Raw genomic sequence first — 24,827 nt, 5'->3', positions numbered from 1 at the left:
GGATCGGTACGGTGACCACATTGCCCGAGAAGGCCGCCGCATTCCTCGAACTCCATCGCCCCGGTGACCCGGTGATCCTGCCCACGGTGTGGGATGCCTGGTCGGCGGACCTCGTCCAGCAGGCCGGTTTTCCGGCGCTCACGGTCGGCAGCCATCCGCTCGCCGATTCGCTCGGCAAATCCGATCACGAGGGTATGGCCTTCACCGATGTGCTCGGCCGCGTCCGGGAGATCACCTCCGCGGTGGACGTGCCGGTCTCGGTCGATCTCGAATCCGGGTACGGTGTCGAGCCGGCGGCGCTCATCGACGGGTTGTTGCAGGCCGGTGCGGTCGGCTTCAACCTGGAGGACACCGTGCACAAGGAAGGCGGGCGGCTGCGCGAACCGCAGGAGCACGCCGATCTCGTGGGCCGGTTGCGGCAGGCGGCCGACGACAGCGGTGTGCACGTCGTCGTGAACGCCCGCACCGATCTGCTGCTCGCGCCGTCCGGTGATCCGGCCGAACTCGTCGGCCCGGCGATCGAACGGTTGCGGCTGGCGGCCGCGGCCGGGGCCGATGTGCTGTATCCGGTCGGCCGCTACGGGCCCGATGTGCTGGCCCGGCTGTGCGCCGAATTGCCGTTGCCGGTCAACGCGGTCACCGTGCCGGAGCAGGGGGACAAGGCCTATTTCGCGGAAGCCGGGGCGGCGCGCGTGAGCTTCGGGCCGTTCCTGCAGGCCGCGCTCGCGGTGGAGGCGAAACGACTGCTGGAACCCTGGAAATAATTCCCCGGCGGTGAACGGCGCGGGGCCCGGACCGGTCAGGATTGCGGGGCGGGCTCCTCGTCGAGATCCACCTCGTCACGGTCGGCCCATTCGATCAGCTGCCGCAGATCGAATACCGCGTCGTCGATTCCCGCGTGCAGATCGCCGAGTCGGCGGTACCGGGCGGGCACGGTGGCGACGGTGAAATCGCGGGGGTGGATGTCCTCGATCTCGTCCCAGCCCACCGGGGTGGAGACAGTGGCCGCGGGATTGCCGCGCACCGAATACGCGGCGGCGATCGTATGGTCGCGCGCGTTCTGGTTGTAGTCGATGAACAGCCGGCCCGGATCGCGGTCGCGCCGCCACCAGGTCGTCGTCACATCGTCGGGAGCCCGGCGGCGGACCTCTTCGGCGAAGGCCAGGGCGGCGCGGCGCACCTGCTGGAATCCGTGCTCCGGCGCGATCCGCACATAGATGTGCAAGCCCTTGCCGCCCGAGGTCTTCGGCCAGCCGACCGCGCCGATCTCGTCGAGCACCTCGCGGACCACCCCGGCCACCCGCTGCACCCGTGACCACGGACAATCCGGCATGGGGTCGAGATCGATCCGCCATTCGTCCGGACTCTCGGTATCGGCCCGGCGCGAATTCCACGGATGGAACTCGACCGTGGACATCTGTACCGCCCAGATGACTTCCGCCAGTTCGCCGACGCAGAGCTCATCGGCGTGCCGTCCGTAACGCGGGAAGTACACCCGCACGGTCGACACCCAGTCCGGTGCGCCCGCGGGCAGCCGTTTCTGGTGCACTTTCCCGCCGGTCAGCCCCTTCGGGAAGCGGTGCAGCATGCAGGGCCGATCCCGCAGCGCGTTGACGATCCCGTCGCCGACGCTCAGGTAGTACTGCACCAGATCGAGTTTCGTCACGCCGGACTCCGGGAAATAGACCCGGTCGGGGTTGGAGATACGCACGTCGCGTTCTCCGACCGTCAATTCCACCGCCGCGCCCGCACCGCCAGCCATGGTCCGACCCTAGCCGCCGCACGCGGTTCGGGTTCGGTTGTCCGTGGCGCGTCGGTCGCCCGGCCGCCATGCGTACGCCCGCGCCGATCATCGCCACCCCGAACGACCGGTCCGCCGCGTATTCGCGCAGCTTCGCCTCGGCCCCGTCCGGGTCCGCGATCGCCGCATTGTTGACCAGCACGTCCAGGCGGCCGGACCACGGCCCGCACGGTGGCTGCCGCGGCGGCCACCGATTCGTCGGAGGTCACGTCCAGTGTGACGAGGCGGACCCGCACGCCCTGCTCGGCCAGCTCCGCCACTGCGGCGCCACCGCGTGCGGGATCGCGTGCACCGAGGAACACCTCCCAGCCCGATCCGGCCGGTCTGCGCACGGTTTCCCGACCGCATCGCACCGGCCGAGGTGGGCCTTCCGGCAGGACCCCGTCGACAAGTGTCCGGGCTCCGGCGCGAGGAAATCGCGCAACTGGCCGGGCTCAGCGTCGACTACACCGTCCGGCTCGAACAAGGGCGCGGCTCCAAACCTTCCGATCAGGTGCTCGGCACCTTGGCGCGGGCGCTGCGGTTGAGCGACTCCGACCGTGATCTGATCTTCCGGCTCGCCGGGGCCGGGCCCCCGGGGACCGGACGCATTCCCATGCGATACCGACGTGCCGGGCACGCTAGCCGAGCGTCGTATCGATGGCCCGGTTCGGCGTCGCGGGCGGCAGGGACGAACCGCCGTCGGCGGACTCCGCGGCCGTCAGGCTGCCCAGCAGCGACAGCGCGCGCTCGGACGGTGAACCGGGTTCCGCGTGATAGACGATGAGCGTCTGCCCGGATACACCGTTCACGGTGAAACTCTCGTAGGAGAGGGTCAGTTCGCCGACCATCTCATGGTGGAACCGTTTCTTCCCGGCCGTTTTGGTGCGCACATCGTGCCGGGCCCACAACTGCCGGAAATCCTCGCTCTTGAGCGAGAGTTCGCCGACGAGTTCGGTCAATTGCGGGTCGTCCAGATCGGTGCCCGCCGTCGCGCGCAGACTGGCGACCGTATCCGCGGCGATCGAGTTCCATTCGGGGTACACATCGCGCGCCCGCGGGTCGAGGAAGACCATCCGCACCTGGTTGATACCGGGGACCGAGCACGCGTTCACCGCGACGGCCAGCGGGTTGGCCGCCAAGACGTCGAGGCTGCGCCCCAGGACGAGGGCCGGCGTCCGCTCCCACAGATCCATGAGCCGCAACAGCCCGGGCGCCACGCGTTCGGGCCGGCGGGGTCGCTTCGGCCGGGCCGGCGCCGGGCGGGCCAGCTCCCGCAGATGCTCGGTACCTTCCTCGTCCAGCGCGAACACCCGGGCCAGGGCGCTGACCACCTGTTCCGACGGATGTTTATCCCGGCCCTGTTCGAGCCGGATGTAATAGTCCGCGCTCACCCCCGCCAATAACGCGATCTCCTCCCGCCGCAGTCCGGCGACCCGCCGCTGCCCGCCGCCGGGCAATCCGAAGTCCTCCGGCCGGACCAGTTCACGACGGGCCCGCAGGAACGCGCCCAGGCGGTTGTCCGAATGCATGTGTTCCAGGGTAGGGGCGGCCCTGCCCGGCCGGGTGGCCCTGTGACTACCAGGAAGTCCGCGACCTGGCAGCACTCCCGGCCGGGAGCGAGGGTCGAAGCATGACGAACAACGAGAATCCGAACGGACGAGTGGCAGTGGTCACCGGAGCTTCCAGCGGGATCGGTGCCGCGACCGCGCGCCGGCTCGCCGCGGACGGCGTGCGGGTCGCTGTGCTGGGCCGCCGCAAGGAACGCCTCGAAGAACTGGCCGCCGAACTCGGTGGCGGCGCGATCGCGGTGGTCGCCGATGTGACCGATCGCGATTCGGTGCGCGATGCCGCCGCCACGGTGCGGGCCGCGCTGGGGCCGGTCGATCTGGTGGTGGCGAATGCGGGCGTGATGCTCGGCGCGCCCTTCGAAGCCGCCGATGTCGAGGAGTGGGATCAGATGGTCGGGACCAATGTGACCGGCCTGCTGCACACCGCACGGGCCTTCATCGATGATCTGCTCGCGGCCGCCGGCGCCGGCAACCGGGCCGATCTGGTGCTGGTGGGGTCGGTCGGTGGGCACGCCGTATTCCCCGAGTACGCCGTGTACACCGCGACCAAGGCCGCGGTGGCGCATCTGACCCGCAACCTGCGCGCCGAATTCGGTCCCCGGGGAGTCCGGGTGAAGAACGTCGAACCCGGTTTCGTGGCCACCGAACTCGGCGCGGGTATGCGCGGGGAGAAGCAGCAGGCCCAGCTGTCGGAGTGGCGTACGGCTTTCACGATCCTGGAGCCGGGGGATATCGCGGACGCGATCGCGTTCGCCACCTCGGTGCCGGCGCGGCTGAATGTGGCCGAGTTGATCCTGGTGCCCACGCAGCAGGGCTGATTTCCGGGCGAAAGGCCCCGTTCCCGCCCGGTGCCGGGCGGGAACGGGGCCCGAGCGGACGGATTCAGCGCGCCGTCGCGACCAGCGACCGCTCGGCGCCGCGGTCCCGGCGCACCGCGGGCAGGATCCCGCCCACCCAGAGGGCGAGGGTGAAGTACACGATCTGCTCGGGGATCCGGAACCACAGCGGCGTGGCCGCGTCGCCGTTGAGCGGAATATCGTTCAGCGCGGCATGGATATTCGCCGGGATCATGATCACGAGCAGCGCCGCGAGACCCAGGCCGGCCCAGCGGCGGGTGGCGGTCACCACCAACCCCACGGCGCCGGCCAGTTCCAGGACACCGGTGGCGTAGACCGCGAAGTCCGCGAACGGAACAAAGGACGGGACCATGGCCGTCAGGTCGTCGTGGCCGGGCATCACGGTGACCGAGTCGGGTACGAAATGCGCGAGTCCGGTCATGGTGAACAGGAACGCCAGTCCGTGGGCGGCGCTGGCCCGCCACGTGTCGAAGCGCCGGACGCCGATCCGGCCGAGTAGCCGCAGGACCAGTGTGGGGACCACGAACAGCATCAGGGTGTCGAACATGCGGTTCCTGCGAGGCGGGAGTCGGTTGTCCGGTCGCACGGCGCCGGGCAGATCTTGTGGTTATCGACTGATAACGACCCAGATGTTATGCATCGGATGATAACTAGTCAATATGTATCCCGACGCCGCGCTGTTTCGATTGGTGTCGCGACAACGGGCGCGGCAAACGGCGGTCGCTGGCACGGCGCTGTTATCGGTGGTCGCTGGACCGGCCGCGTTCGAACCTGCGGTCGTGACCTCTGTCCGGGGGTCCGCGATGGCGGTGCTGGTGTGAGAAAACCCTGCCGGATCGGGAAATCGCGAAACCCGAGGATCGCGGCCGTGTCTGGTCTGTGTGCCGATCTGGAGGGCATGTTGTACGCCTGGCCGTCGGTGGGATCGTCCTGCTCGTCGGCGTGCTTGTTGTTCAGGGCTGGGTGCGCCGCGGCTCTGCTGCTGTGCACTATCCGTATATCGCCGATGCCAGGAGGGGTTCGGCGCTGATGGCTGGCGTAAATGTGTCACGGAATTCCGATTTCGCCAGCGTCGGTCTATTTTATGAGGTGTGTGTGGATACCGCCCAATATGGCCGGTTATTCGCGCACTCTTTTCAATCTCGCCGAACCGCATCAAAATGTAATGTCAATGCCAGGCGGTAAAGGAATTATTCTATGTGCGTACTGGACCCTTCATCACCTGCCGTGGCATATGCCATAGGGCTATTTCAGACCGATGGCTCTCATGATGGAAGTGTCGAGGGGAAGGGTCGTATCTCGCTGGAACTATCAATTCGCGACCAAAGGATCCTTGCAAGTTTGGCAGAAATTATCCCATGCTACACATCGATTGGATATAGGACGCGCAAGACCAACTTTGCGGACGTGCATCGGAGTGCAGTATTGCGGTTCTACGACCGTGAGACCCGTCGGCAATTCGCAGGTTTCGGTGTAACAATTGGTCGTAAGTCGGAGAAAATTAGGCCACCCGATGGCCCCTTTGCTGAACCGGACTATGTGCGAGGTCTACTCGATGGTGATGGGTCCGTTGGCTTTACAAAGAAGGGTGAGCCATTTGTGGGATTCGGCACGGTGAGCGAAACGGCCGCGTATTTCTACTGCGAAGTAGTAAGAAGGGTTTGTGGTGTAACAAGGAGACCGGGTCGCAACCGACGGGATGGATCCTTCAACATTCTTCTGCTCAACCATGCTGCTGCCCGGCTGGCTGGTTGGGCGTGGTATTCGCCTGATGTGCTCGGTATCGAAAGGAAGCTCATATCCGCCAGGCAAGTTGCGAACTGGATGCCACCAAGTGAGAAGGCCGGCCGGTACGGCGCTGTCCGGACACCCTGGACGGCGCGCGATGACCATATCGTCATGACCCACAGCCAGACAGAAGCCGCGCTTGTCTTGGGGCGCACGATTTCCAGCGTTTCCATGCGCCGGTGGCGATTGCGGAATATGAAAACTTGATCAGATGCTGCCCGACGGCATGACTCACGTGAGTGGGGACGGATATCCCGGCCCCACTCACGTTCAGCCCTTCACGCACAGCACCTGGCGTAGGGTCGCCACGACATCGATCAGGTCCTGCTGGGCTTCGATCACCTGATCGATGTCCTTATACGCTGCCGGGATTTCGTCCAGGACGCCGGCGTCCTTGCGTGATTCCACCCCCTCGGTCTGGGCGATGAGGTCCTTGACGCTGAACTGCCTCTTGGCCGCATTCCGGCTCATTCGTCGACCTGCTCCATGTGATGCGGACCGGAACGAGTCCGGGTTGCCTCTACCGCGCACCACGTAAGAGCGGGTACCCATTGAGCCCGGAATGAGCGCCATATCGCCGACGCCGGCCCGGACTGCGCCCTTACGGGTCACCAGCATGGGCACACCGTCGATCTCCTCCTCGGCCACATAGTTATGGTGACATGAGATAGGCGTATCGAACTGGACACTCCGGTTCGGGAACTGCTTCCGCACCGCTTCGCACACCAGTGCGAGCATGACGGCGCGGTTGCGGGCCGCGTACTCCTGGGCCCAGGTCAGATCGTGCCTATAGGCGGCCATTTCCGGGGTGTTCGCCAAGAAAACGGCAAGATCGCGATCGACCAGGTTCTGGTTGTGTGGGAGCTTGCGGGCCACGGTCATATGCCGCTCAGCGAGCTCCTTGCCGATATTGCGACTGCCGGAGTGCAGGAGGACCCACACCTGGTCGTCCTGGTCCAGGCAAACTTCTATGAAGTGGTTGCCCGAGCCCAGCGAACCCATCTGTTTGTGCGCCTTGGACTCCCGTGGTGCTACTGAGTCGTCGAGGTCGTTGAATTCCGACCAGAATCGATCCCAGCCGATTCGCAGAGTCGGGGTGGCGACGCCTGACCGCCCGGGCGCCAGCTTGGTCACCTGGACAGGATTCTTGTGCGCGGCGAAGCCGACAGGCACCAGTGCCTCGATCGCCGACCGCAGGGCGCGCAGATCGTCGGGGAGGTCGGCGGCGGTGAGATCGGTGCGAACGCTCTCCATCCCGCAACCGATATCCACCCCCACCGCGGCCGGGGCGACCGCGTCGCGCATGGCGATCACCGAACCGACCGTGGCGCCTTTCCCGAGGTGCACATCCGGCATGACCCGGACGCCGTGGACCCATTCCAGCCGGGCGATATTGCGCAGCTGTTGCAGCGCCTGCGCCTCGATATCGTGCTCATGGGCCCACATCAACGTCCGTGCCCGGGTGCCGGACAGCTCGACGGGAAACATCGTCTCGTTCCTTCCCTCCGGGGCGGACCGATATCCGCCGCCGTAATTCCACGGTAGGCCACCGGATACGGGGAGGCGATCGAATTTCCGGGTGGGTGTGGGCGGTGTCCGAGCCCGCGGCGTGCGCAGACTGCGACGTCTCACAGAGGGGGTTCGCCCGGCCCGGCGGACAGGGCGGCTTCGATATCGGCGCGCGACGGGATGGCGGCGCTGGCGCCCAGGACGGTGGTGGCCAGGGCGCCCGCGGCGCAGGCGAACCGTAATGCCTCGGCCGGGCCCCGCGACCAGCGGACGGCCAGGGCTCCGGCGAAGGCGTCGCCCGCGCCGGTGGTGTCGACGACATCGACCGCCGGCCCGGTGACGGAGGTCTGTGTGCCGTCCGGCCCGCGGTGGCGCGCGCCGTCCGCGCCGAGCGTGACCACCAGATGCGGTACCCGGTCGAGCGTGCCGCCCAGGTCCTCGGCCTCGCCCCGGTTCACCACCGCCACATCCACCCGGCTCCACAACTCCGCCGGAAGACGCTGTGCCGGAGAGGGGTTCAGTATCACGGTGGTGCCGTTGTCCCGGGCGTGCCGTACCGCTTCCCCGATGGTCGGGATCGGGACCTCGAGCTGGCACAGCAGGATATCGGCCGCGGCGACGGCGGCGAGATCGCCGGCGCGCAGGGCGCGCAACTCGGCATTGGCACCGCCCACCACGATGATCGAGTTCTCGCCCCCGGCGTCGACCACGATCGAGGCGATACCGCTGGGGCCCTCGATCGTGCGCAACCCGGTGGTATCGACCCCGGCCTCGGTCAGCACCGCGCGCAGTCGCGGCGCGAAGACATCGGTGCCGATCGCGCCCAGGAACATCACCCGCCCACCCGCCCGGCTCGCCGCGACCGCCTGGTTGGCGCCCTTTCCGCCGGGCACCATCGTGAAGCCGCGGCCCAGGACCGTTTCACCGGGCGCGGGCCGGTGATCGGTGGTGGTCACCAGATCCATGTTGATACTGCCGAGTACAGCGATCAGTGGGGTGGTCACGGGGAGAACCTAGCGCGGCGAGTGCCGGTAGAACCGACTTTTCCGGTGCGTAGGCTATAGGCCATGACGGTAGAGACCACCGCTGAGTTCGATATGCGTGCGGCCGTGCACGAGGCCGCCCGCCGGGCGCGGGTCGCTTCCCGGGTCCTCGCCCAGCTCACCACCGACCGGAAGAACGAGGCGCTGCACGCCGCGGCGGACGCGCTGCTCGCCGCCGCCGACACCCTGGTGGATGCCAACGGCGAAGATCTGGTCGCGGCGAAGGCGGCCGGCACCGAGGACTCGCTGCTGGACCGGCTGCGGCTGACCAAGGACCGGATCGACGGTATCGCCTCGGGGCTGCGCCAGGTGGCCGGACTGCCGGATCCGGTGGGTGTCGTGGAACGCGGTTCGACGCTGCCGAACGGACTCGAGATCCGCCAGATCCGGGTGCCCCTCGGCGTGGTCGGCATGGTCTACGAGGCGCGGCCGAATGTCACCGTCGACGCGTTCGGGCTGGCGCTGAAGTCCGGGAACGCGGCGTTGCTGCGCGGTTCGTCGTCGGCGGCGCGGTCGAACGCGGCGCTGGTCGCCGTGCTGCGGGACGCGCTGAGCGGGGTCGGTATCCCGGCCGACGCGGTCCAGCTGCTGCCGAGTTCGGATCGCTCCAGCGTCACCCACCTGATCCAGGCCCGGGGCCTGGTGGACGTGGTCATCCCGCGCGGCGGCGCGGGACTGATCAACGCGGTGGTGCGCGACGCCCAGGTCCCGACCATCGAAACGGGTACCGGCAACTGCCACGTCTACGTGCACTCCGGCGCCGACCTGGATATGGCCGAAGAGATCTTGGTCAACGCCAAGACCCGCCGCCCCAGTGTGTGCAATGCGGCCGAGACGGTGCTGATCGACGCGGCCATCGCCGAGACCGCGCTGCCGCGGCTGAGCAAGGCGCTCGCCGACAAGGGAGTCACCCTGCACGGCGATCTCGACGGGATGGTGCCGGCCACCGACAAGGACTGGGGCGAGGAGTACCTGACCCTCGATATCGCGGTGAAGGTCGTCGACGATCTGGACACCGCGATCGAACACATCAACACCTGGGGCACCGGGCACACCGAGGCCATAGTCACCGGTGAACTGGCCGCGGCCGACGAATTCTCGCGCCGGGTGGACGCGGCGGCGGTCATGGTGAACGCCTCCACCGCCTTCACCGACGGCGAACAGTTCGGTTTCGGCGCCGAGATCGGCATCTCCACCCAGAAACTGCACGCCCGCGGCCCGATGGGGCTGCCGGAACTCACCTCCTCGAAATGGGTGGTCCGAGGGTCGGGTCAGATTCGACCTGTGTAATCCGCGTCGCTCCGGACGATGCGGGTTCTGGACACTATCGCGCCACCCCTCAGAATCGCGCCATCGGCGATCACCACATCGACCAACTCGGCGAGCGCGTGCCACTCCCGGCCCACCCATACATCTCGCGCCCGCAGATGCGGCACGACCACAGCTTCCGCACCGTGGTAGCGGACATGGTCCATTGCGATCATCACCGCCAACCGAGGCACGGCCGTATCCGCGACCACCGTGTACACCACTGTCAGACGATGCAGCTGTGTCAGCTCTTCGATCACGCGAACGGCACCGTCGGACCGGCGTAGAAGGATTGCGCGTCTCATGTCAGCAGACATCGCGTACCTCGTCCGGCGGAGCTGCCCAAAGGTCGCCGATGATGTTTCCCATGTCCCGCCGTAGACGCGTGATATCGGCTGGGGTCCCCGGGCGGGCGCGGTGTCGGCCGTCGGGCTGTGCACGCAGGGCAGCGGCGACCCGCTCCAGTGTCGCGAGGTCGATGGTGGGTTCACCTTCCGGCAGCGGAAGCGCCGCCCGGCGATCCGGCTGATGGGCTAAGGCATTGTCCGGACTTCGCACCGGGACGGCGTAAGCGGGTCGATTCTCCAACTGACTACTCACTGATCCCCTCCATGGTCGGCTGTGGAGCACTGCGGCAGCAGGGCAGATGACCACTCACCCACCCCGCCTGCCACAGACAGCGTCTCGTTGTTCATCGGGACGGCGGAACCTCGTACGTTTCCCACTTGGGGACGTCCTGAGGGTGTACAACGTCCCTATGTCGAATGAGCGGTTACGGGTCGCCATGGCGACCGGAGGGTGGACCCACGCGAGCCTGGCCGAGGCCGCCGGCGTTGATCCGAAATCGGTCGAACGCTGGGTGAACCTCGGCCGGATCCCACGTCGGCGTACCGCGATCCAAGCCGCGGAAAGTTTGGGGGAGGACGTTCATGTCCTGTGGCCCGCTCTACGCCAGGCGCGTACAGCCCGCGCCGTCAGTCCCGAGCTCCTCGCCCTACATGACCAGAGAGCCGACGTTCCGGCGTCGATGTTCATCAACCTGTTCGCCGCAGCAAGCGACCGTATCGACGTCCTGGTCTACGCAGCCGTGTTCCTCCATGAGGCGTACCCACGGCTCAACGACCTGTTGATCGAACGGGCCGAGGCCGGGTGCGCGATACGGATAGCCGTGGGTGATGCAGATAGTGCCAACGTCCAGCAACGCGGCAGGGAAGAGAAGTTCGGGCACGGCATCGAATCCCGGTGCCGTCTCGCGTTGATGCATTATCAGGCGCTGCAACCAACGCCGGGTATCGAGTTGCGGACGCATGAAACGACGCTCTACAACAGCATCTACCGCGCCGACGACCAGATGTTGGTCAACGCCCATGTGTGGGGGGTGAACGCTTACGGTGCGCCTGTCTGGCATCTGCGCCGTACCATCGGCGGTGGGCTGTTCGACACCTACACCGAGAGTTTCGATGCGGTCTGGCACGCATCCCGACCGGTGGGAAGGTAAGCCAATGGCGCGCACCGAGTTCTACGACGACCCAGCTGCGCCACAGCCGAACAGTCTCGTAGTCGCGGCGTCCGCCGTGGTTTGCGACGACAGCGGCCGCATCCTGTTACAGCGGCGCTCCGACAGCGGACTCTGGGCGTTACCCGGTGGCGGCATGGAGATGGCCGACAGTCTTCCCGGCTGCGCTGTGCGCGAGGTCAAAGAGGAAACCGGCCTCGATATCGAGATCACCGGACTCGTGGGTACCTACACCGACCCCCGCCACGTGATCCTCTACAGCGACGGCGAGGTCCGCCGCCAGTTCAACGTATGTTTCCGGGCTCGTGTCATCGGTGGCGGCCTCGCTATCTCCGACGAGTCCACCGAACTACGGTTCGTTGCCCCCGCCCAACTCGAAAGCCTCGAGATGCACCATACGCAGCGACTCCGGCTGACCCATTATCTGGAGGGGCGAAGCACGCCCTACCTTGGATGAGGTGTCCCGTGGCCCCGGGGGACGACGCCGGGCGCGTAACCGCCCGGTAGCGTGGGGTGGAGAGTTCGACGGAAGGACGGCCCGATGGAGCCCGCGAGTACCCCCACCCCGCCGGTTCAGGAGCCGATCTTCGCATCGGTCGACGATGTGGTGCACCGCCTCGCCGAGACCGGATACCTGGCCGACAAGGCCACCGCGACCTCGGTCTTCCTGGCCGACCGGCTCGGTAAACCGCTGCTCGTCGAAGGTCCGGCGGGGGTCGGTAAAACCGAGCTGGCGCGGGCCGTGGCACAGACGGCGAACGCCGGGCTGGTGCGGTTGCAGTGCTACGAGGGTGTGGACGAGGCGCGGGCGCTCTACGAGTGGAACCACGCCAAACAGATCCTGCGGATCCAGGCATCCAGCGGAAACGACTGGGCCGAGACCGAATCCGACGTGTTCACCGAGGAATTCCTGCTGTCCCGGCCCCTGCTCACCGCGATCCGGCGTACGGATCCGACGGTACTGCTCATCGACGAGACCGATAAAGCCGATGTGGAGATCGAGGGCCTGCTGCTCGAGGTGCTGAGCGATTTCGCGGTGACCGTGCCGGAACTGGGCACCATCACCGCGACCCGGACCCCGTTCGTGGTCCTCACCTCCAACGCCACCCGTGAACTGTCCGAGGCACTCAAGCGGCGCTGCCTCTATCTGCACCTGGACTTCCCGGACGAGGATCTCGAACGGCGGATCCTCGCGAGCCGGGTCCCGGAACTACCCCAGGCGGTGACCACCCAGCTGGTGCGGATCGTGCACGTGCTGCGCGCCATGCAGTTGAAGAAACTGCCTTCGGTCGCCGAATCCATCGACTGGGCCCGCACCCTGCTCGCGCTCGGGCATACCGAGCTCGACGACGCCACCGTCCGGGAAACGCTGGGCGTGGTGCTCAAACACCGCAGCGACCACCAGCGGGCGCTGGCCGATCTGAAACCGGCCTGACCGTGGTGGCCACCGACGACCAGCCCCTCGCCCCGCACGGTCTGCCGGGGCATCTGGTCGGTTTCGTGGAGGCGCTGCGGGCGCGGGGGATACCCGTGGGCCCGTCGGAGACGGTGGACGCGGGCCGGGTGCTGTCGATCCTGGATCTGCTGGACCGGGAGTCGGTTCGCGAGGGACTGGCCTGCGCCCTGTTGCGGCGCACCACCCATCGCGGCACCTACGACGGGCTTTTCGACCTGTGGTTCCCGGTGGCCATCGGGGACCGTGCCGCCGCGGCGGAAGCCGAGATCCCGTACCGCGACGACGGGCAGGTCGATATTCCCGGACTGCGGCGCATGCTGGCCGAGATGCTCGCCGACGAGGGTTCGGGACAGCAGCAGGCGCTGATGGCCGCCCAGCTGGTCGAACAGCTCGGGCAGTACCGGTCGGCGCGGGGCGCGTCCTTCTCGTCGTATCAGGCATTGAAAGAGGTGCAGCCGCAGACGCTGCTCGCACAGATCCTGGCCGCCATGGCCACGCCCGGTATGAGCGATTTCGACACCGAGATCGCGCGCCGGGCCGCCCGCTCCCGTATCGAGAAGTTCCGGCGCACCGTGGAGGCCGAGACCCGGCGGCGGGTGGCCGAACGCATCGGTAAGGAACGGGTCGCCTCCTACGGGGTCCCGCGGCAGGCCGAGGAAGTGGATTTCCTGCGGGCCTCGCAGGCGGAGCTGGCCGAACTGCGGCGCAGCACGCAGCGGCTGGCCCGGATCCTGGCATCGCGGCTGGCGGTGCGGCGCCGGCACGCCAAACGCGGCGAGATCGATCTGCGCAAAACCCTGCGCAAGTCCATGTCCACCGGCGGGGTACCGATCGATCTGGTGAACCGCAAACCCCGGCCCGGCCGGCCCGAACTGGTCCTGCTCTGCGATGTGTCGGGCTCGGTCGCCGGTTTCAGCAATTTCACCCTGCTGTTGGTGAGTGCGTTGCGTGAACAGTTCTCGAAGGTCCGGATCTTCGCCTTCGTCGATCACACCGACGAAGTGACCAGGTTCTTCGATCCGCACACCCAGCTCGACGAAGCCATGCAGCGGATCTTCGCCGAGGCCGATATCGTCGGCTTCAACGGCCACTCCGACTACGGCAGCGCGCTGACGAGCTTCGCCGAGGCGTTCCCGGACGCCGTCACCAGCCGCAGTTCCCTGCTGATCCTGGGTGATGCCCGCACCAACTACCGCGACCCCGAACTGCCGACCCTGCGTGAGCTGGTCGAGGTCGCCAAGCACGCGCACTGGCTGAACCCGGAACCGCGCACCAACTGGGGATCCGGGGATTCGGCCGCCGACCGGTACCAGCAGGTCATCGAAATGCACGAATGCCGGTCGGCGGCGCAGCTCACGGCTGTGGTCTCCCGTTTGCTACCGGTCTGAATGCCTTCGCCGGCGTTTCGGCCGCCGCGGACCGCAGGCCCCCCACCGGCGAAGGCCGATCGGTCGGCGGGGGCCGGTGGCCGACCCGTTAAGCTCGACACTCATGCACGGAACGGGCCGGGGTGGACGCAAGCTGGGTGTGATGGGCGGCACCTTCGACCCCATCCACCACGGACACCTGGTCGCGGCCAGTGAAGTCGCGCACCGGTTCGACCTCGACGAGGTGATCTTCGTCCCCACCGGACAGCCCTGGCAGAAGACCGATCGCCAGGTCAGCCCCGCCGAGGACCGGTATCTCATGACGGTGATCGCCACCGCCTCCAACCCGCGGTTCTCGGTGAGCCGGGCGGATGTGGAGCGGAGCAAGGTGACCTACACCGTCGACACCCTGCGTGATCTGCACGCCCAGTACCCGGGTGCGGAACTGTTCTTCATCACCGGGGCCGACGCGCTGGCCAGCATCCTCACCTGGCAGGATTGGGCCGAACTGTTCGAGCTGGCGAAATTCGTGGGGGTCAGCCGGCCGGGGTACGAGCTGAACATCGACCATCTCGCCGACCATCTACGAGGTATGCCCGAGGACGCGGTCACCATGATCGAGGTCCCCGCGCTGGCCATCTCGTCGAGTGAATGCCGCCGTCGCGCGGCCGAGGGGCGGCCGGTCTGGTATCTCGTACCGGACGGGGTCGTGCAGTACATATCGAAGCGGCATCTCTACGTGCCCGCTCGAGCGGAAGGTGATGGAAACGTGAACGAGGTGCTGGCATGAGCGGTGTACGCCCGGAGGCGGCAGCCTGCGTGACCACGGAGGCCGTGCGGCGCCCGTGCCCGGAGGTGACAGCGTGAGCGCGACGGAGGAAGCGGTGCGGATGGCGACCGTCGCCGCGCTGGCCGCGGACGAGAAGCTGGCCGCCGATGTGGTCGTGCTGGACGTCTCCGAACAACTCGTGATCACGGACTGCTTCGTGATCGCTTCGGCGCCGAACGAGCGCCAAGTCAATGCCATCGTCGATAATGTCGAAGAGAAACTGCGCGCGGCCGGTCATAAACCGGTACGCCGGGAAGGGACCCGCGAGGGCCGTTGGGCACTCTTGGACTACGTCGACGTGGTGGTACACATCCAGCACAACGACGAACGTAATTTCTATGCGCTGGAACGATTGTGGAAAGACTGCCCCATCGTTCCGGTCGAGGGGATCGGCGCGCCACCGGCCGCCGGAGACGAAAGTGCTGGAGAAACCGAGTGAGACAGAAAACCGGTGTGCGCACCCTGATCCTGTTGCGCCACGGGCAAACCGAATGGAACGCCAACGACCGGATGCAGGGGCAGATCGACACCGATCTCACCGATCTGGGACGGCGGCAGGCGAAAGAGGCGGCGCGGGAACTGATGTCCCACAAGGCCGTCGGCTTGATCTCCTCCGATCTGCGCCGCGCCTACGACACCGCGCTGGCGCTGTCGGAGCATTCCGGACTCGAAGTGGTCCGGGAGCCGCGGCTCCGGGAGACCCACCTCGGTGACTGGCAGGGGATGGGGGATGTCGAGGTCGATTCACTCTATCCCGGTGCCCGGCTGGAGTGGCGGATGGACGCCACGTTCACCCCGCCCAATGGGGAATCGAAACTGGAGGTCGGCGCTCGCGCACTGCCGGTCGTACAGGAGTTGTTCGACGAGCGGCAGGATTGGCCCGGCGCCACTATGATTCTCGTGGCGCACGGCGGGCTGATCGCCGCGCTCACGGCCGCGTTGCTCGATCTGCCGCCTCGGAACTGGCCGGCCCTCGGTGGCCTGGCCAATGCCAGCTGGGTGCAGCTGAGCAGCCACGGCCCGAGCCCGGACAAGCCCGGCTGGCGTCTCGATGTGTGGAACGCAGCGGCGAAAGTAGCACCCGATGTCATCTGAAGACCTGAACCGCCAGATACCGGACGAACTGTTCCGGAAGGTATCCGCGAAACCGGAGCGTGCGCTACCCGATGCCCTGTTCGGCCCGGCGCCCCAACGAGAGGCGGGCGGGACCGCCGACGACACCGGTGCCGCCGAGGCCGGCGACGTCCGGAAGGCCGTCTGACCCCAGGAGGATTCCGCAGTGACATCCACGTCGGCGGGTACGCATGCGCCCGGTCCGGGTAGCGAAGCGGAGAACACCGGCCCGGAAACGGGTCCCGTCGCGGAGGCAGTTACCGAGCCACTGATCGCGCCGGACGTGGAGGTCACAACGGATCCCGCTGTCCCCACCGGCTCCGCGGATCCCGGCGTCCCGCGACCGGTTCTGCTGGTGATCGCCGATTCGCTGTCCTATTTCGGCCCCAAAGGGGGGCTGCCGGCCGATCATCCCCGTATCTGGCCGAATCTGGTGGCGGCCGAACTCGATTGGGATGTCGAACTCGTCGCCCGGATCGGCTGGACCTGCCGGGACGCCTACTGGGCGCTGATCGGTGACCCACGGGTCTGGGCGGCTGTCCCGCGCGCCGGTGCCGTGGTCTTCGCGGTGGGCGGCATGGATTCGCTGCCCTCACCGTTGCCCACCGCACTACGGGAACTGATCCGCTATGTGCGGCCGTCGGGTCTGCGCCGGGTGGTGCGTTCGGCGTACCAGTGGATCCAGCCCCGCGCCGCGAGACTCGGCCGCCCGGTGGCACTTCCGCCCGAGGTGAGCGTGGACTATCTGGAGCAGTGCCGGACGGCCCTGGGTCAGCTCCGGCCCGAACTGCCCGTGGTCGCGGTACTGCCGTCGGTGCACGACTGCGCGGCATACGGCCGGGTGCACAGCGGCCGCGAACCGGCGGTGCGCGCCCTGCAGGCCTGGTCGCGGCGGTGCGGCGTCCCGCTGGTGGATCTGAAGGCGGCGGTCCACGACAACATCTACTCCGGCGATGCCAACCCCGACGGGATCCACTGGGGTTGGGACGGGCACACCGAGGTCGCCAAGGCGATGGTGAAAACGCTGCAAGAGGTCGGGTGAGACGTGGCGGTCGTGGTCGTCACCGATTCGTCCGCCAGCCTGCCCGCGGAGCTGATCGGCGAGCTGGGTATCGAGGTGGTGCCCCTGCACGTGCTGGTGGGGGATACGCAGATCCGTGAGGGTGTCGACGAACTCGCCGTCGACTACGCCGCCGATGACGTCACCACGTCGGCGCCGTCGCCGGGTGAACTGCGCGACGCCTATACCGAGGCGCTGCGGCGCAGCCGCGGCGACGGTGTGGTCGCGGTGCATCTGTCCCGGCAGCTCTCGGCGACCTGGGAGGCGGGCCGGCAGGCCGTCCGGGATATGGACGCCGCGGAGTCGGTGCTGCTGGTGGATTCGCTCGGCGCGGGGCTGGCGACCGGTTTCCCGGTACTGGCCGCCGCGCGGTGCGCGGGCGCCGGCGGCACGCTCGCGGCCGTGTACGAGGCCGCGGTGCGGGCGGCGGCGGGCTCCCGCACGTTCTTCGTGGTGAATCGCACCGAGCAACTGCGTCGCGGGGGAAGGCTCAGTACGGCAGCGAGTTTCTTCGGCAGCGAGCTGGTCAGCAAACCGGTACTGCAATTGGTGCAGGGGCGGCTGGAGTTACGGGACAAGGTGCGTACCCGGTCGAAGGCGTTCGCGAAGCTGGTCGCGGCCGCCGAGGAGGCCGCCGGGGCGGGTCCGGCCGCGGTGGGGGTGCAGCATCTGGCGGCCGCCGAGGCCGCCGAGACGGTGACGAGCCAACTGCGCGACCGTCTTCCGCAGGTCGCCGAGGTTCACATCGCCGAATTCGGGCCGGCACTGGCCGTCCATCTCGGGGTCGGCGCGGTCGGGGTACTGGTACTCCCCGGCGGGTGCGGCTGACCGGCCGCGGTATCCGCCACGGCCAGTTCATCCACAGGCCGGAGTTGTCCACAGACCTGTCGAAATTCCAGGTGGGTCCGGGTTTTCGGTGACAGGCCGGGCCTAGCGTCACGGGCATGGCACCACACGACGAGCGCGAACGGGTACGCAGACAACTGGGCGGCCACCTCGGCGAGTTACCGCGGGACGACCAGGAGGGCCGGGCACGTCCGAGGCCGGACCCCACGTTCGCCGAAGCCGATGCCGTACGGACCCCGCGCTGGCTGGACGACGAACCCGCCCCGCCCGGTTGGCGGGACCGCCTGGTCCCCGACCGGTTCCGGGGCGCACGCCTGGACAGCGGCCGGCGCGGGGTGGCGGCCATGGCGGGTATCGGCCTGCTCGCCGGGCTGCTGACGGTCGTGATGGTGCTGTGGGATCGTCCGGTCGCGCAATCGGTTCCCCCGCTGCCCGCGGTGGCGGCGGCCGCGATGCCGGTGGATTCCCCGGCAGCCGGGCCGGCGCCTCGCGCGGCGGAGCCGGCGCCGACCGGAGCGCAGCCCGCCGAACTGGTGGTGAGTGTAGTGGGCCTGGTGAACCGGGCAGGTCTGGTGCGGCTGCCACCCGGCGCCAGGGTCGCCGACGCGATCTCGGCGGCGGGCGGTGCGCTCGACGGCGCGGACCTGGCGGGACTGAACCTGGCCCAGCGGCTGGCCGACGGCGACCAGGTCCGGGTGGGTCCCGGCGAACCCGGCGGCCCGCTGCCGGGGAGCGCGACGATCAGCGGCGGTTCCGCGGGCTCCCCGCCCGCCGCCGATCCGAACGGTGGTGGGGCCGCGGCAGGTGCACCGGTGGATCTGAACGCCGCCACCGAAGCCGAGCTCGACGCACTGCCCGGAGTCGGGCCGGTGACCGCGAAGGCGATCATCGCCTGGCGCGAAACCAACGGACGGTTCACCGATGTGGAGCAGCTGGCCGAGGTGGACGGTATCGGTCCCGCCCGGCTGGCCCGGCTGCGCGAGATGGTGACGGTATGAAGGCGCTGCCCATGCGGGTGCGTGGCGCGGGCGCCGAACCTGGACCGAGACCGGGTCGCGATCCGGGTCGCGGCGCGCTCCCGATACGAGGTCGGCGCTACGCGCAAGTGGTCCGCGGTCGGCGAACCGGACGCCGGTCGGGCGGTTGTGAACCACACCCGCGGCACCTACCCGGCGGCGCGGGGTTCGGAGTCCGGTCCGGGCGGTGGAGCGGCACCCAGGGAACGGGTGCGGTCCGCACGGTAGGGGCCGCCCTCATCGATGACTTCACCGGCCGCTCTGTTGTCCGCGGGCGCGGCCGGCGGCTGCTCTGGCAGCTCGGGCGGATATTCGCGCAGGTGTGCCGGTGAGCGCGACGCCGGGCACGGAGCTCCGGCAACGAGCAGCGGGAGCGAAAGATGATGCGGCGGGCCCGGATACGGTGCTGGACGCGCGGTTGCTGCCGGCCGCGCTGACCTGCTGGCTCGTCACCGTCCTCGCGGTCGGCGCCGGCTGGGTTGCCGGGGTGGTCGTCGCGCTCGCGCTGGCCGTGCTCGCCCTGATGTCCTGGGCACTGCTGTGGACCGGGATCGCCCACCGCAGCGAACGCCGCCGTGTCGTGGCGACCGTGGTGCTGGGTGCCGCGCTGATCGGTTCGGCGTTCGCCTGCGCCGGCGCGTGGCAGGAGCACCGGGCCGGCGCTCATCCGCTGCGCTCGGTGCCGGCCGCGGCGACCGTCGAGGTGGTGATGGTGCCGGGGGACGATCCGAAACCGGTGCGCAGCAGTGGGTCCGGGCGCGGACGGCTCTGGGTGGTACGCGGCGAACTCCGGGAGTTCCGCTATCGCGACCGGGTGGTACGCGGCGGTGGGGCGGTGGTGGTGCTGGCCGCGGGGCCGGCCTGGGCGGAACTACTGCCGGGGCAACCGATCGAATTCCGGGCCCGGCCCGCGCCCCCGCGCAGTCACGATCTGACGGTGGCCACCCTGCGGCCGGTGGACGAACCGGACACCGCGGGCCCGCTGCCGTGGTGGCAGGCGGCCGCCGACTCGGTGCGTTCGGATCTGGTCGCGGCAGCCGGCCGGGCACTCACGCCGGACGCGGCGGGACTGCTGCCCGCGCTCGTCGCCGGAGACACCTCGGCGCTGAGCGACCGGGTACACGACGACTTCGTCGCCGCGGGCCTCCAGCACCTGACGGTTGTCAGCGGGGCGAACTTCTCGATCCTGCTCACCGCGGTGCTCGCCACCACCCGACTGCTCACCCTCGGTCCGCGTCTGTCGCTGCTCTGTGCCGCGGTGGCCCTGGTGTCTTTCGTGATCATCGCGCGGCCCGACCCCAGCGTGCTGCGCGCCGCGGCCATGGGGTCGGTGACGCTTCTGGCGTTGCTGACCGGCCGCCGCAAACAAGCCCTGCCCGCCCTCTGCGCCGCGGTGATCGCCTTGCTGGCGCTACGGCCCGCGCTCGCCGTTCAGGCCGGGTTCGCGCTCTCGGTCCTCGCGACCGGTGCGCTGCTCCTGCTCGCCCCCGGCTGGGCCGATCATCTGCGGGCCTGTGGCTGGTGGCGGCTCCCCGCCGAACTGGTCGCGGTGGCGGCCGCGGCCTTCGTTGTCACCACACCGCTCACCATCGCGATCTCGGGGCAGCTCAGCCTGGTGGCCGTGGCCGCCAATATTCTCGTGGCTCCGGTGATCGCTCCGATCACCATCGGCGGAGCCCTGGCGGCCGTGGCGGCCACCTGCTGGGACCCACTCGCGCACCTCGTCCTGCGGCCGATCGGGCCGCCGATGTGGTGGCTGCTCACCGTGGCGACCGAGGCGGCCGCCGTACCGGGCGCGCTCGTCACGGTCCCCGGCGGTACACCGGGCGGCATGCTCGCCGCCGTGGTCGTCGCCGGTGGAATCGCGGCCCTGCGGTGGACCCGTTTCCGGCGCATGCTGTCGGCCGTATCACTCGGAGTTCTCGCCGCGTACCTGCTACTGGTCTTCGGGTTCGGCTGATCCGCCGTTCCCTGGGCCGGCCGGAACCTTCCCTGGGCCGGCCGGAACCCCTTCCCGCGGACTTGTGACCGGGTCGGACCCGGGCGTGGGTGCCGACCGGCCACCTTGCTCGGTAGCTCGAACGGCAACGGCGCGTTGCCGCCCGGCAGGCGAACCCGCCGCGGACCGCCCGGTGTCGCCGCCACGGCCGCCGGATCGCCGAACCGGATCGATGACGAGACCGCGGGACGGGTGAACGCAATCGTCAGGCGCTCGACGACGGCCCCGGGACGACGGCGACGGCGGCACCGCCGGCCGCGTATTTCGATCTGCCGCGCGCAGCCGCTGTGGGATCTCGAGCGCCCTCGAGTCCGCTCCGCCCGGGCTGCGGCCGGTGGTCGGAGGGCAGCCGTACGATCGGAGCGTGAGCGAGCGACCTGCGGCCCTGCATCTGGTGCTGGGCGATGAGGAACTGCTGATCCAGCGTGCGGTGGCCGAGGTCACCGGGCAGGTGCGGGCGGTCGCGCCGGATCCGGACGCGGTCCCGGTGGACCGGTTGCGGGCCGGTGATGCCGGCAGCGCGGAGTTGGCGGAACTGCTGAGCCCCTCGCTGTTCGCCGAGGACCGGGTGATCATTCTGGAGGCGGCGGATCAGGCCGGTAAGGACGCCGTCGCGGTGATCTCCGAAGCCGCCGCGGCGCCACCCGAGGGGGTGGTGCTGATGGTGGTGCACTCCGGTGGGGGACGCGCCAAGGCCATGGTGCCCGAGTTGCGGAAGGCCGGGGCGGTGGTGCACGAATGCGCGAAGCTCACCAAGGCCTCGGAGCGGGCCGAATTCGTCCGGGCCGAATTCCGGGGCGCCGGGGCGCGGGTGTCGGCGGATGTGGTGCAGGCCGTACTCGACGCGGTGGGTTCGGAACTGCGTGAACTGGCGGCGGCCTGCTCGCAGCTGGTCGCCGATACCGGGGGGAAGCTCGATGTCGCGGCGGTCCGCCGGTACTACTCCGGCAAGGCCGAGGTGTCCGGTTTCGAGGTCGCGGACCTGACCGTGGCCGGAAACCGGGCGGGCGCGGTGGAGGCGCTGCGCTGGGCGCAGGACCGCGGGGTGCCGCATGTGGTGCTGGCCGACGCACTGGCCGATTCCGTGCACACCATCGCGAAGGTGGGGTCCGCGGGGCGCGGGGATCCGTTCAAACTGGCGGGTCCGCTGGGTATGCCGCCGTGGAAGGTGAAGAAGGCCCAGTCACAGGCCCGCGGTTGGACTCCGGCCACGATCGGGTCGGCGCTGCAGGTCGTGGCGACGCTGAACGCTGATGTCAAAGGCGGCGCCGCCGATTCCGGGTTCGCGCTCGAGGACGCCGTACTGAAGCTGCTCGCCCTGCACGGGCGCAGCTGACGGGGCCGGCGCGGACCGGCGGAAGGGTGGTCGCTATTCGACCGCGCTGAGCCCCAGCGCTTCCTCGGCCGCTTCGTCGTAGCGGCCGTCCCACTCCTCGTAGACGGGGGTCTCCTCGTCCCGGGTGACCATCCAGACCACCACCGGACCGCCATCGTCGTCGGCCGGGACCAGCACGTTCTCGATCCTGACACCGATACCGAGGACTTCGGCGGCCCGGATCACACCGGGCAGGTCCTCGGCTTGGACTACCGATTGGTTCGCATACACCGTAACCATGCGCCGCATGCTACGGCAGGAAGGGGACAACCGGATCGGCGCCATCCGGGAACGGCCGGAAAAACCGCGTTGACCGGGCGCCGGGAACACCAAAAGCCGCCGTGGTCCTCAATGCCGCGGCGGCCGGTTGTCGAAAGAGATCAGTTGATCAGATCTTGTTCAGCGCGGTGGCCATCGCCGACTTCTTGTTGGCGGCCTGGTTGGCGTGGATCACGCCCTTGGAGGCGGCCTTGTCGAGCTTGCGGCTCACCACACGGAGACGCTCGGCGGCGGCTTCCTTGTCACCGGTCGCGGCGGCGGTCCGGAAGGCGCGGATATGGGTGCGCAGTTCGGACTTCACCGACTGGTTGCGCTGACGCGCCGCCTCGTTGGTGCGGATCCGCTTGATCTGGGACTTGATGTTGGCCACGCCGGTATCCTCTGGTTCCTGTTTGGTTCGGTCGGAAAGTCTGTGTGCACCCCCGCCCTGGTGCTCGTCCACCGAAGGGAACAGCCGGGCACGGGGTAGGCAACGCCGATTGGCCAGGTTACCAGCACGTGGCGGCGCGACGAAATCGTGGGCGGATCGTCACATCGCGGGCGAGGCGATGCCGTTGTGCCGGTCGAACGCCCCGCGTATCGTGCCCCACGATCGGCACAGGAGTTGAGTTTTCCCAGCAGGACCCAGGTGTTTCCCGGTGTGCGCCCCGGCACCAGGCGGGGCGGCGATCCTCTCGGAAGGCGGACCGGTATGTCTCCCACTGCGCAGGAAAAGGAAGCGATCCTCGAGGGCGTCGAACCAGCGGTTCCGTCCGATCCCAAGAAATGGGCCGCCGAGGCGTTCGGCACGTTCGTCCTGGTGATGGGTGGCGTGGGGACCGCCGTCCTGGCGGGAGAGAAGGTGGGCCCGCTGGGTGTCGCGCTGGCCTTCGGTCTGTCCCTGCTGCTCCTGGTCTACGCCATCGGACCGGTTTCGGGGTGTCATGTGAATCCGGCCGTCACCGTGGGGCATTACCTGATGGGCCGATTGTCGCCGGTCAGCGCAGTGGGTTACCTCGTCGCGCAGGTGGTGGGCGGTCTGGTGGCGGGGCTGGTGTTGTTCGCGATCGCGAAGAACCTGCCCTCCTACGATCGCGCCGCCGACGGCCTGGGCGCCAACGGCTGGGGTTCGCACAGCCCGTCGGCGGTCACCGGCCCGGCGGGGGATGTGGTGATCCAGGACGGGTACGGCCTGGCCGCCATGATCATCGTGGAGGTGATGCTCACCGCGCTGCTGGTCTTCGTGGTGCTCGCCTCGACCGACCGGATCTCCGAGATTCCCCAGGCGGGTCTGGCCATCGGGTTCACCCTGGCGGTCATCCACCTGATCTCGATCCCGGTCGACAACACCTCGGTCAATCCGGCGCGCAGTCTGGCGGTGGCCCCGTTCCAGGACGGCGCGCCGGCCCAGCTGTGGGCTTTCATCGTGTTCCCGCTGATCGGCGGGGTGCTGGGCGCGCTGGTGTACGGAATGCTCTTCGGCCGTTCCCGGTATCTGGAGGTCTGACCGGGCGCTCGTCAGCTCCAGCGGTATTCGCGGACGAGCCGGTGGGCGACCAGGTCGAACAGTTTGCGCGGCAGGATGGCGCCCTCACGGCGGATACCGTCCTCGGGGACATCGAGCACCCGGTCCAGCCGGACCCAGCTGTCCCGGCCCTGGTGATCCCAGGTGCCCGCGCCGATCCCGATCCAGTCCGGATCGTCGCCGCGCACCGGGTTGGAGCTCAGCATGAGCCCGAGCAGCGTATGTCCGTCACGTCCGACCACCAGCACGGGACGGTCCTTGCCGTTGCTCGGGTCCTCTTCGAAGGGGACCCAGGTCCAGACGATCTCGCCGGGGTCGGCGCGGCCGTCCAACTGGGGGGCGTACACCACGCGCCGCGCGCGGTGGGCGGTCGGTACCGGGGTGGAGGCGGCGGGCCGTACCGGGACGCCGCCGGGTGCGGCCGGACGGCGGCCGCGGCCCGAACCGTCGCGGGCACCCCAGCGGTCGAGTAGGGCCTCGACCAGTCGCGGCGCCTGCCGCTTGACGATCTTCGGACCCTGTTGTTTCGCGATCGCGGTGAGTTGCTTGCCGAGACTGTTCCAACTTCGGGCCATCTCAGGAGAATAACGTCACGCCGCCGCCGAAGATAT

At 68.7% G+C, this 24,827-nt stretch carries 27 protein-coding genes and 1 pseudogene; 19 read left to right on the top strand and 9 right to left on the bottom strand.

The window, feature by feature from the left end; genetic code table 11:
- The first annotated feature begins 11 nt into the window (after positions 1-11).
- Positions 12-764, top strand: a complete 753-nt coding sequence (locus tag ACLML9_RS03700; protein ID WP_030523212.1) for an isocitrate lyase/PEP mutase family protein — start codon at positions 12-14, stop codon at positions 762-764.
- Between the two features lie 35 nt (positions 765-799).
- Here the strand turns inward: ACLML9_RS03700 and ligD are convergent, their stop codons facing one another.
- Positions 800-1,762: a non-homologous end-joining DNA ligase gene (ligD, locus tag ACLML9_RS03695; RefSeq protein ID WP_411944130.1), complete on the bottom strand. Its 963-nt coding sequence runs from the start codon at positions 1,760-1,762 to the stop codon at positions 800-802.
- 313 nt (positions 1,763-2,075) lie between these two features.
- Here ligD and ACLML9_RS03690 point away from each other — a divergent pair.
- Positions 2,076-2,333 (top strand): annotated as a pseudogene (locus ACLML9_RS03690) (helix-turn-helix domain-containing protein); the annotation flags it as partial.
- A gap of 88 nt (positions 2,334-2,421) precedes the next feature.
- Here ACLML9_RS03690 and ACLML9_RS03685 read toward each other — a convergent pair.
- A complete protein-coding gene (locus ACLML9_RS03685) occupies positions 2,422-3,312 on the bottom strand; it encodes a helix-turn-helix transcriptional regulator (RefSeq protein WP_411944129.1) in 891 nt (296 codons plus the stop codon).
- 101 nt (positions 3,313-3,413) lie between these two features.
- Here ACLML9_RS03685 and ACLML9_RS03680 point away from each other — a divergent pair, with 101 nt between their 5' ends.
- The gene (locus ACLML9_RS03680) at positions 3,414-4,169 is read left to right on the top strand and encodes an SDR family oxidoreductase (protein WP_411944128.1); all 756 of its coding nucleotides are present in this window, start codon (positions 3,414-3,416) and stop codon (positions 4,167-4,169) included.
- Between the two features lie 64 nt (positions 4,170-4,233).
- Here ACLML9_RS03680 and ACLML9_RS03675 read toward each other — a convergent pair whose 3' ends face one another.
- Entirely contained in the window at positions 4,234-4,755 is a 522-nt protein-coding gene (locus tag ACLML9_RS03675) for a hypothetical protein (protein WP_411944127.1), read from the bottom strand.
- 650 nt (positions 4,756-5,405) lie between these two features.
- On the opposite strand from ACLML9_RS03675, the gene ACLML9_RS03670 reads away from it, so the two are divergent.
- Positions 5,406-6,203 carry a hypothetical protein gene (locus tag ACLML9_RS03670; RefSeq protein ID WP_411944126.1) on the top strand — a complete coding sequence of 266 codons (798 nt, stop codon included), beginning with the start codon at positions 5,406-5,408 and terminating at the stop codon, positions 6,201-6,203.
- Between the two features lie 63 nt (positions 6,204-6,266).
- On the opposite strand, the gene ACLML9_RS03665 is transcribed toward ACLML9_RS03670, so the two are convergent.
- Positions 6,267-7,484 carry an RtcB family protein gene (locus ACLML9_RS03665; protein WP_411944125.1) on the bottom strand — a complete coding sequence of 406 codons (1,218 nt, stop codon included), beginning with the start codon at positions 7,482-7,484 and terminating at the stop codon, positions 6,267-6,269.
- Positions 7,485-7,624: 140 nt separating this feature from the next.
- Positions 7,625-8,509 carry a ribokinase gene (locus tag ACLML9_RS03660; protein WP_411944124.1) on the bottom strand — a complete coding sequence of 295 codons (885 nt, stop codon included), beginning with the start codon at positions 8,507-8,509 and terminating at the stop codon, positions 7,625-7,627.
- A 63-nt stretch (positions 8,510-8,572) separates the two neighbouring features.
- On the opposite strand from ACLML9_RS03660, the gene ACLML9_RS03655 reads away from it, so the two are divergent.
- Positions 8,573-9,838, top strand: coding sequence for a glutamate-5-semialdehyde dehydrogenase (locus tag ACLML9_RS03655; RefSeq protein ID WP_411944123.1), 1,266 nt, complete (start codon positions 8,573-8,575; stop codon positions 9,836-9,838).
- Here the strand turns inward: ACLML9_RS03655 and ACLML9_RS03650 are convergent.
- The gene (locus tag ACLML9_RS03650) at positions 9,820-10,116 is read right to left on the bottom strand and encodes a hypothetical protein (RefSeq protein ID WP_411944122.1); all 297 of its coding nucleotides are present in this window, start codon (positions 10,114-10,116) and stop codon (positions 9,820-9,822) included. The two genes, ACLML9_RS03655 and ACLML9_RS03650, sit on opposite strands and share 19 nt — an antisense overlap.
- A gap of 497 nt (positions 10,117-10,613) precedes the next feature.
- Here ACLML9_RS03650 and ACLML9_RS03645 point away from each other — a divergent pair, with 497 nt between their 5' ends.
- The 13 genes from ACLML9_RS03645 to holA all read left to right on the top strand — a co-directional run bounded on the left by ACLML9_RS03645 (position 10,614) and on the right by holA (position 22,394).
- Positions 10,614-11,354: an XRE family transcriptional regulator gene (locus ACLML9_RS03645; RefSeq protein ID WP_411944121.1), complete on the top strand. Its 741-nt coding sequence runs from the start codon at positions 10,614-10,616 to the stop codon at positions 11,352-11,354.
- A gap of 4 nt (positions 11,355-11,358) precedes the next feature.
- On the top strand, positions 11,359-11,829 hold the full coding sequence (locus ACLML9_RS03640) for an NUDIX domain-containing protein (protein WP_411944120.1): 471 nt from the start codon (positions 11,359-11,361) through the stop codon (positions 11,827-11,829).
- A gap of 84 nt (positions 11,830-11,913) precedes the next feature.
- Positions 11,914-12,807: an AAA family ATPase gene (locus ACLML9_RS03635; protein ID WP_411944119.1), complete on the top strand. Its 894-nt coding sequence runs from the start codon at positions 11,914-11,916 to the stop codon at positions 12,805-12,807.
- A 2-nt stretch (positions 12,808-12,809) separates the two neighbouring features.
- On the top strand, positions 12,810-14,216 hold the full coding sequence (locus tag ACLML9_RS03630) for a vWA domain-containing protein (protein ID WP_411944118.1): 1,407 nt from the start codon (positions 12,810-12,812) through the stop codon (positions 14,214-14,216).
- A gap of 103 nt (positions 14,217-14,319) precedes the next feature.
- Positions 14,320-14,985, top strand: a complete 666-nt coding sequence (gene nadD / locus ACLML9_RS03625; protein ID WP_357054373.1) for a nicotinate-nucleotide adenylyltransferase — start codon at positions 14,320-14,322, stop codon at positions 14,983-14,985.
- Between the two features lie 73 nt (positions 14,986-15,058).
- Positions 15,059-15,463 (top strand): ribosome silencing factor, encoded by a 405-nt coding sequence (gene rsfS, locus ACLML9_RS03620; protein WP_030523197.1) that lies wholly within the window; start codon positions 15,059-15,061, stop codon positions 15,461-15,463.
- On the top strand, positions 15,460-16,119 hold the full coding sequence (locus ACLML9_RS03615; protein WP_411944117.1) for a histidine phosphatase family protein: 660 nt from the start codon (positions 15,460-15,462) through the stop codon (positions 16,117-16,119). Before rsfS ends, ACLML9_RS03615 begins: the two co-directional genes overlap by 4 nt.
- Complete coding sequence (locus tag ACLML9_RS03610) at positions 16,109-16,285, top strand: hypothetical protein (RefSeq protein ID WP_411944116.1); 177 nt, start codon at positions 16,109-16,111, stop codon at positions 16,283-16,285. Before ACLML9_RS03615 ends, ACLML9_RS03610 begins: the two co-directional genes overlap by 11 nt.
- A 135-nt stretch (positions 16,286-16,420) precedes the next feature.
- Entirely contained in the window at positions 16,421-17,179 is a 759-nt protein-coding gene (gene octT, locus ACLML9_RS03605; protein ID WP_411944149.1) for a diglucosylglycerate octanoyltransferase, read from the top strand.
- Between the two features lie 3 nt (positions 17,180-17,182).
- Positions 17,183-18,025, top strand: coding sequence for a DegV family protein (locus ACLML9_RS03600; protein ID WP_411944115.1), 843 nt, complete (start codon positions 17,183-17,185; stop codon positions 18,023-18,025).
- A gap of 116 nt (positions 18,026-18,141) precedes the next feature.
- Entirely contained in the window at positions 18,142-19,041 is a 900-nt protein-coding gene (locus tag ACLML9_RS03595) for a helix-hairpin-helix domain-containing protein (RefSeq protein ID WP_411944114.1), read from the top strand.
- A 346-nt stretch (positions 19,042-19,387) separates the two neighbouring features.
- Positions 19,388-21,019 carry a ComEC/Rec2 family competence protein gene (locus ACLML9_RS03590; protein ID WP_411944113.1) on the top strand — a complete coding sequence of 544 codons (1,632 nt, stop codon included), beginning with the start codon at positions 19,388-19,390 and terminating at the stop codon, positions 21,017-21,019.
- Between the two features lie 403 nt (positions 21,020-21,422).
- Entirely contained in the window at positions 21,423-22,394 is a 972-nt protein-coding gene (gene holA, locus ACLML9_RS03585) for a DNA polymerase III subunit delta (RefSeq protein ID WP_411944112.1), read from the top strand.
- 33 nt (positions 22,395-22,427) lie between these two features.
- On the opposite strand, the gene ACLML9_RS03580 is transcribed toward holA, so the two are convergent.
- The gene (locus tag ACLML9_RS03580) at positions 22,428-22,673 is read right to left on the bottom strand and encodes a hypothetical protein (RefSeq protein WP_030523189.1); all 246 of its coding nucleotides are present in this window, start codon (positions 22,671-22,673) and stop codon (positions 22,428-22,430) included.
- A 148-nt stretch (positions 22,674-22,821) separates the two neighbouring features.
- Positions 22,822-23,082, bottom strand: a complete 261-nt coding sequence (gene rpsT / locus ACLML9_RS03575; RefSeq protein ID WP_030523188.1) for a 30S ribosomal protein S20 — start codon at positions 23,080-23,082, stop codon at positions 22,822-22,824.
- Positions 23,083-23,403: 321 nt separating this feature from the next.
- Between rpsT and ACLML9_RS03570 the strand changes: the two genes are divergently transcribed.
- Positions 23,404-24,198, top strand: a complete 795-nt coding sequence (locus tag ACLML9_RS03570; protein ID WP_411944111.1) for an aquaporin — start codon at positions 23,404-23,406, stop codon at positions 24,196-24,198.
- Between the two features lie 11 nt (positions 24,199-24,209).
- Here ACLML9_RS03570 and ACLML9_RS03565 read toward each other — a convergent pair whose 3' ends face one another.
- Positions 24,210-24,791 carry a type II toxin-antitoxin system PemK/MazF family toxin gene (locus ACLML9_RS03565; protein WP_411944110.1) on the bottom strand — a complete coding sequence of 194 codons (582 nt, stop codon included), beginning with the start codon at positions 24,789-24,791 and terminating at the stop codon, positions 24,210-24,212.
- Positions 24,792-24,827: the final 36 nt, after the last annotated feature.

It is taken from the genome of Nocardia sp. NPDC002869 (assembly GCF_046764065.1).
Taxonomy (GTDB): domain Bacteria; phylum Actinomycetota; class Actinomycetes; order Mycobacteriales; family Mycobacteriaceae; genus Nocardia; species Nocardia rhamnosiphila.
This window is presented reverse-complemented; position numbering and strand designations above follow the sequence as displayed.

Excerpts from the sequence above, each read along its gene's own strand:
- ligD (WP_411944130.1), bottom strand. The coding sequence starts at position 1,762 with ATGGCTGGCGGTGCGGGCGCGGCGGTGGAATTGACGGTCGGAGAACGC.
- ACLML9_RS03685 (WP_411944129.1), bottom strand. The coding sequence starts at position 3,312 with ATGCATTCGGACAACCGCCTGGGCGCGTTCCTGCGGGCCCGTCGTGAA.
- ACLML9_RS03680 (WP_411944128.1), top strand. The coding sequence starts at position 3,414 with ATGACGAACAACGAGAATCCGAACGGACGAGTGGCAGTGGTCACCGGA.
- ACLML9_RS03675 (WP_411944127.1), bottom strand. The coding sequence starts at position 4,755 with ATGTTCGACACCCTGATGCTGTTCGTGGTCCCCACACTGGTCCTGCGG.
- ACLML9_RS03670 (WP_411944126.1), top strand. The coding sequence starts at position 5,406 with ATGTGCGTACTGGACCCTTCATCACCTGCCGTGGCATATGCCATAGGG.
- ACLML9_RS03665 (WP_411944125.1), bottom strand. The coding sequence starts at position 7,484 with ATGTTTCCCGTCGAGCTGTCCGGCACCCGGGCACGGACGTTGATGTGG.
- ACLML9_RS03655 (WP_411944123.1), top strand. The coding sequence starts at position 8,573 with ATGACGGTAGAGACCACCGCTGAGTTCGATATGCGTGCGGCCGTGCAC.
- ACLML9_RS03645 (WP_411944121.1), top strand. The coding sequence starts at position 10,614 with ATGTCGAATGAGCGGTTACGGGTCGCCATGGCGACCGGAGGGTGGACC.
- ACLML9_RS03640 (WP_411944120.1), top strand. The coding sequence starts at position 11,359 with ATGGCGCGCACCGAGTTCTACGACGACCCAGCTGCGCCACAGCCGAAC.
- ACLML9_RS03635 (WP_411944119.1), top strand. The coding sequence starts at position 11,914 with ATGGAGCCCGCGAGTACCCCCACCCCGCCGGTTCAGGAGCCGATCTTC.
- nadD (WP_357054373.1), top strand. The coding sequence starts at position 14,320 with ATGCACGGAACGGGCCGGGGTGGACGCAAGCTGGGTGTGATGGGCGGC.
- ACLML9_RS03610 (WP_411944116.1), top strand. The coding sequence starts at position 16,109 with ATGTCATCTGAAGACCTGAACCGCCAGATACCGGACGAACTGTTCCGG.
- ACLML9_RS03595 (WP_411944114.1), top strand. The coding sequence starts at position 18,142 with ATGGCACCACACGACGAGCGCGAACGGGTACGCAGACAACTGGGCGGC.
- ACLML9_RS03580 (WP_030523189.1), bottom strand. The coding sequence starts at position 22,673 with ATGGTTACGGTGTATGCGAACCAATCGGTAGTCCAAGCCGAGGACCTG.
- ACLML9_RS03570 (WP_411944111.1), top strand. The coding sequence starts at position 23,404 with ATGTCTCCCACTGCGCAGGAAAAGGAAGCGATCCTCGAGGGCGTCGAA.
- ACLML9_RS03565 (WP_411944110.1), bottom strand. The coding sequence starts at position 24,791 with ATGGCCCGAAGTTGGAACAGTCTCGGCAAGCAACTCACCGCGATCGCG.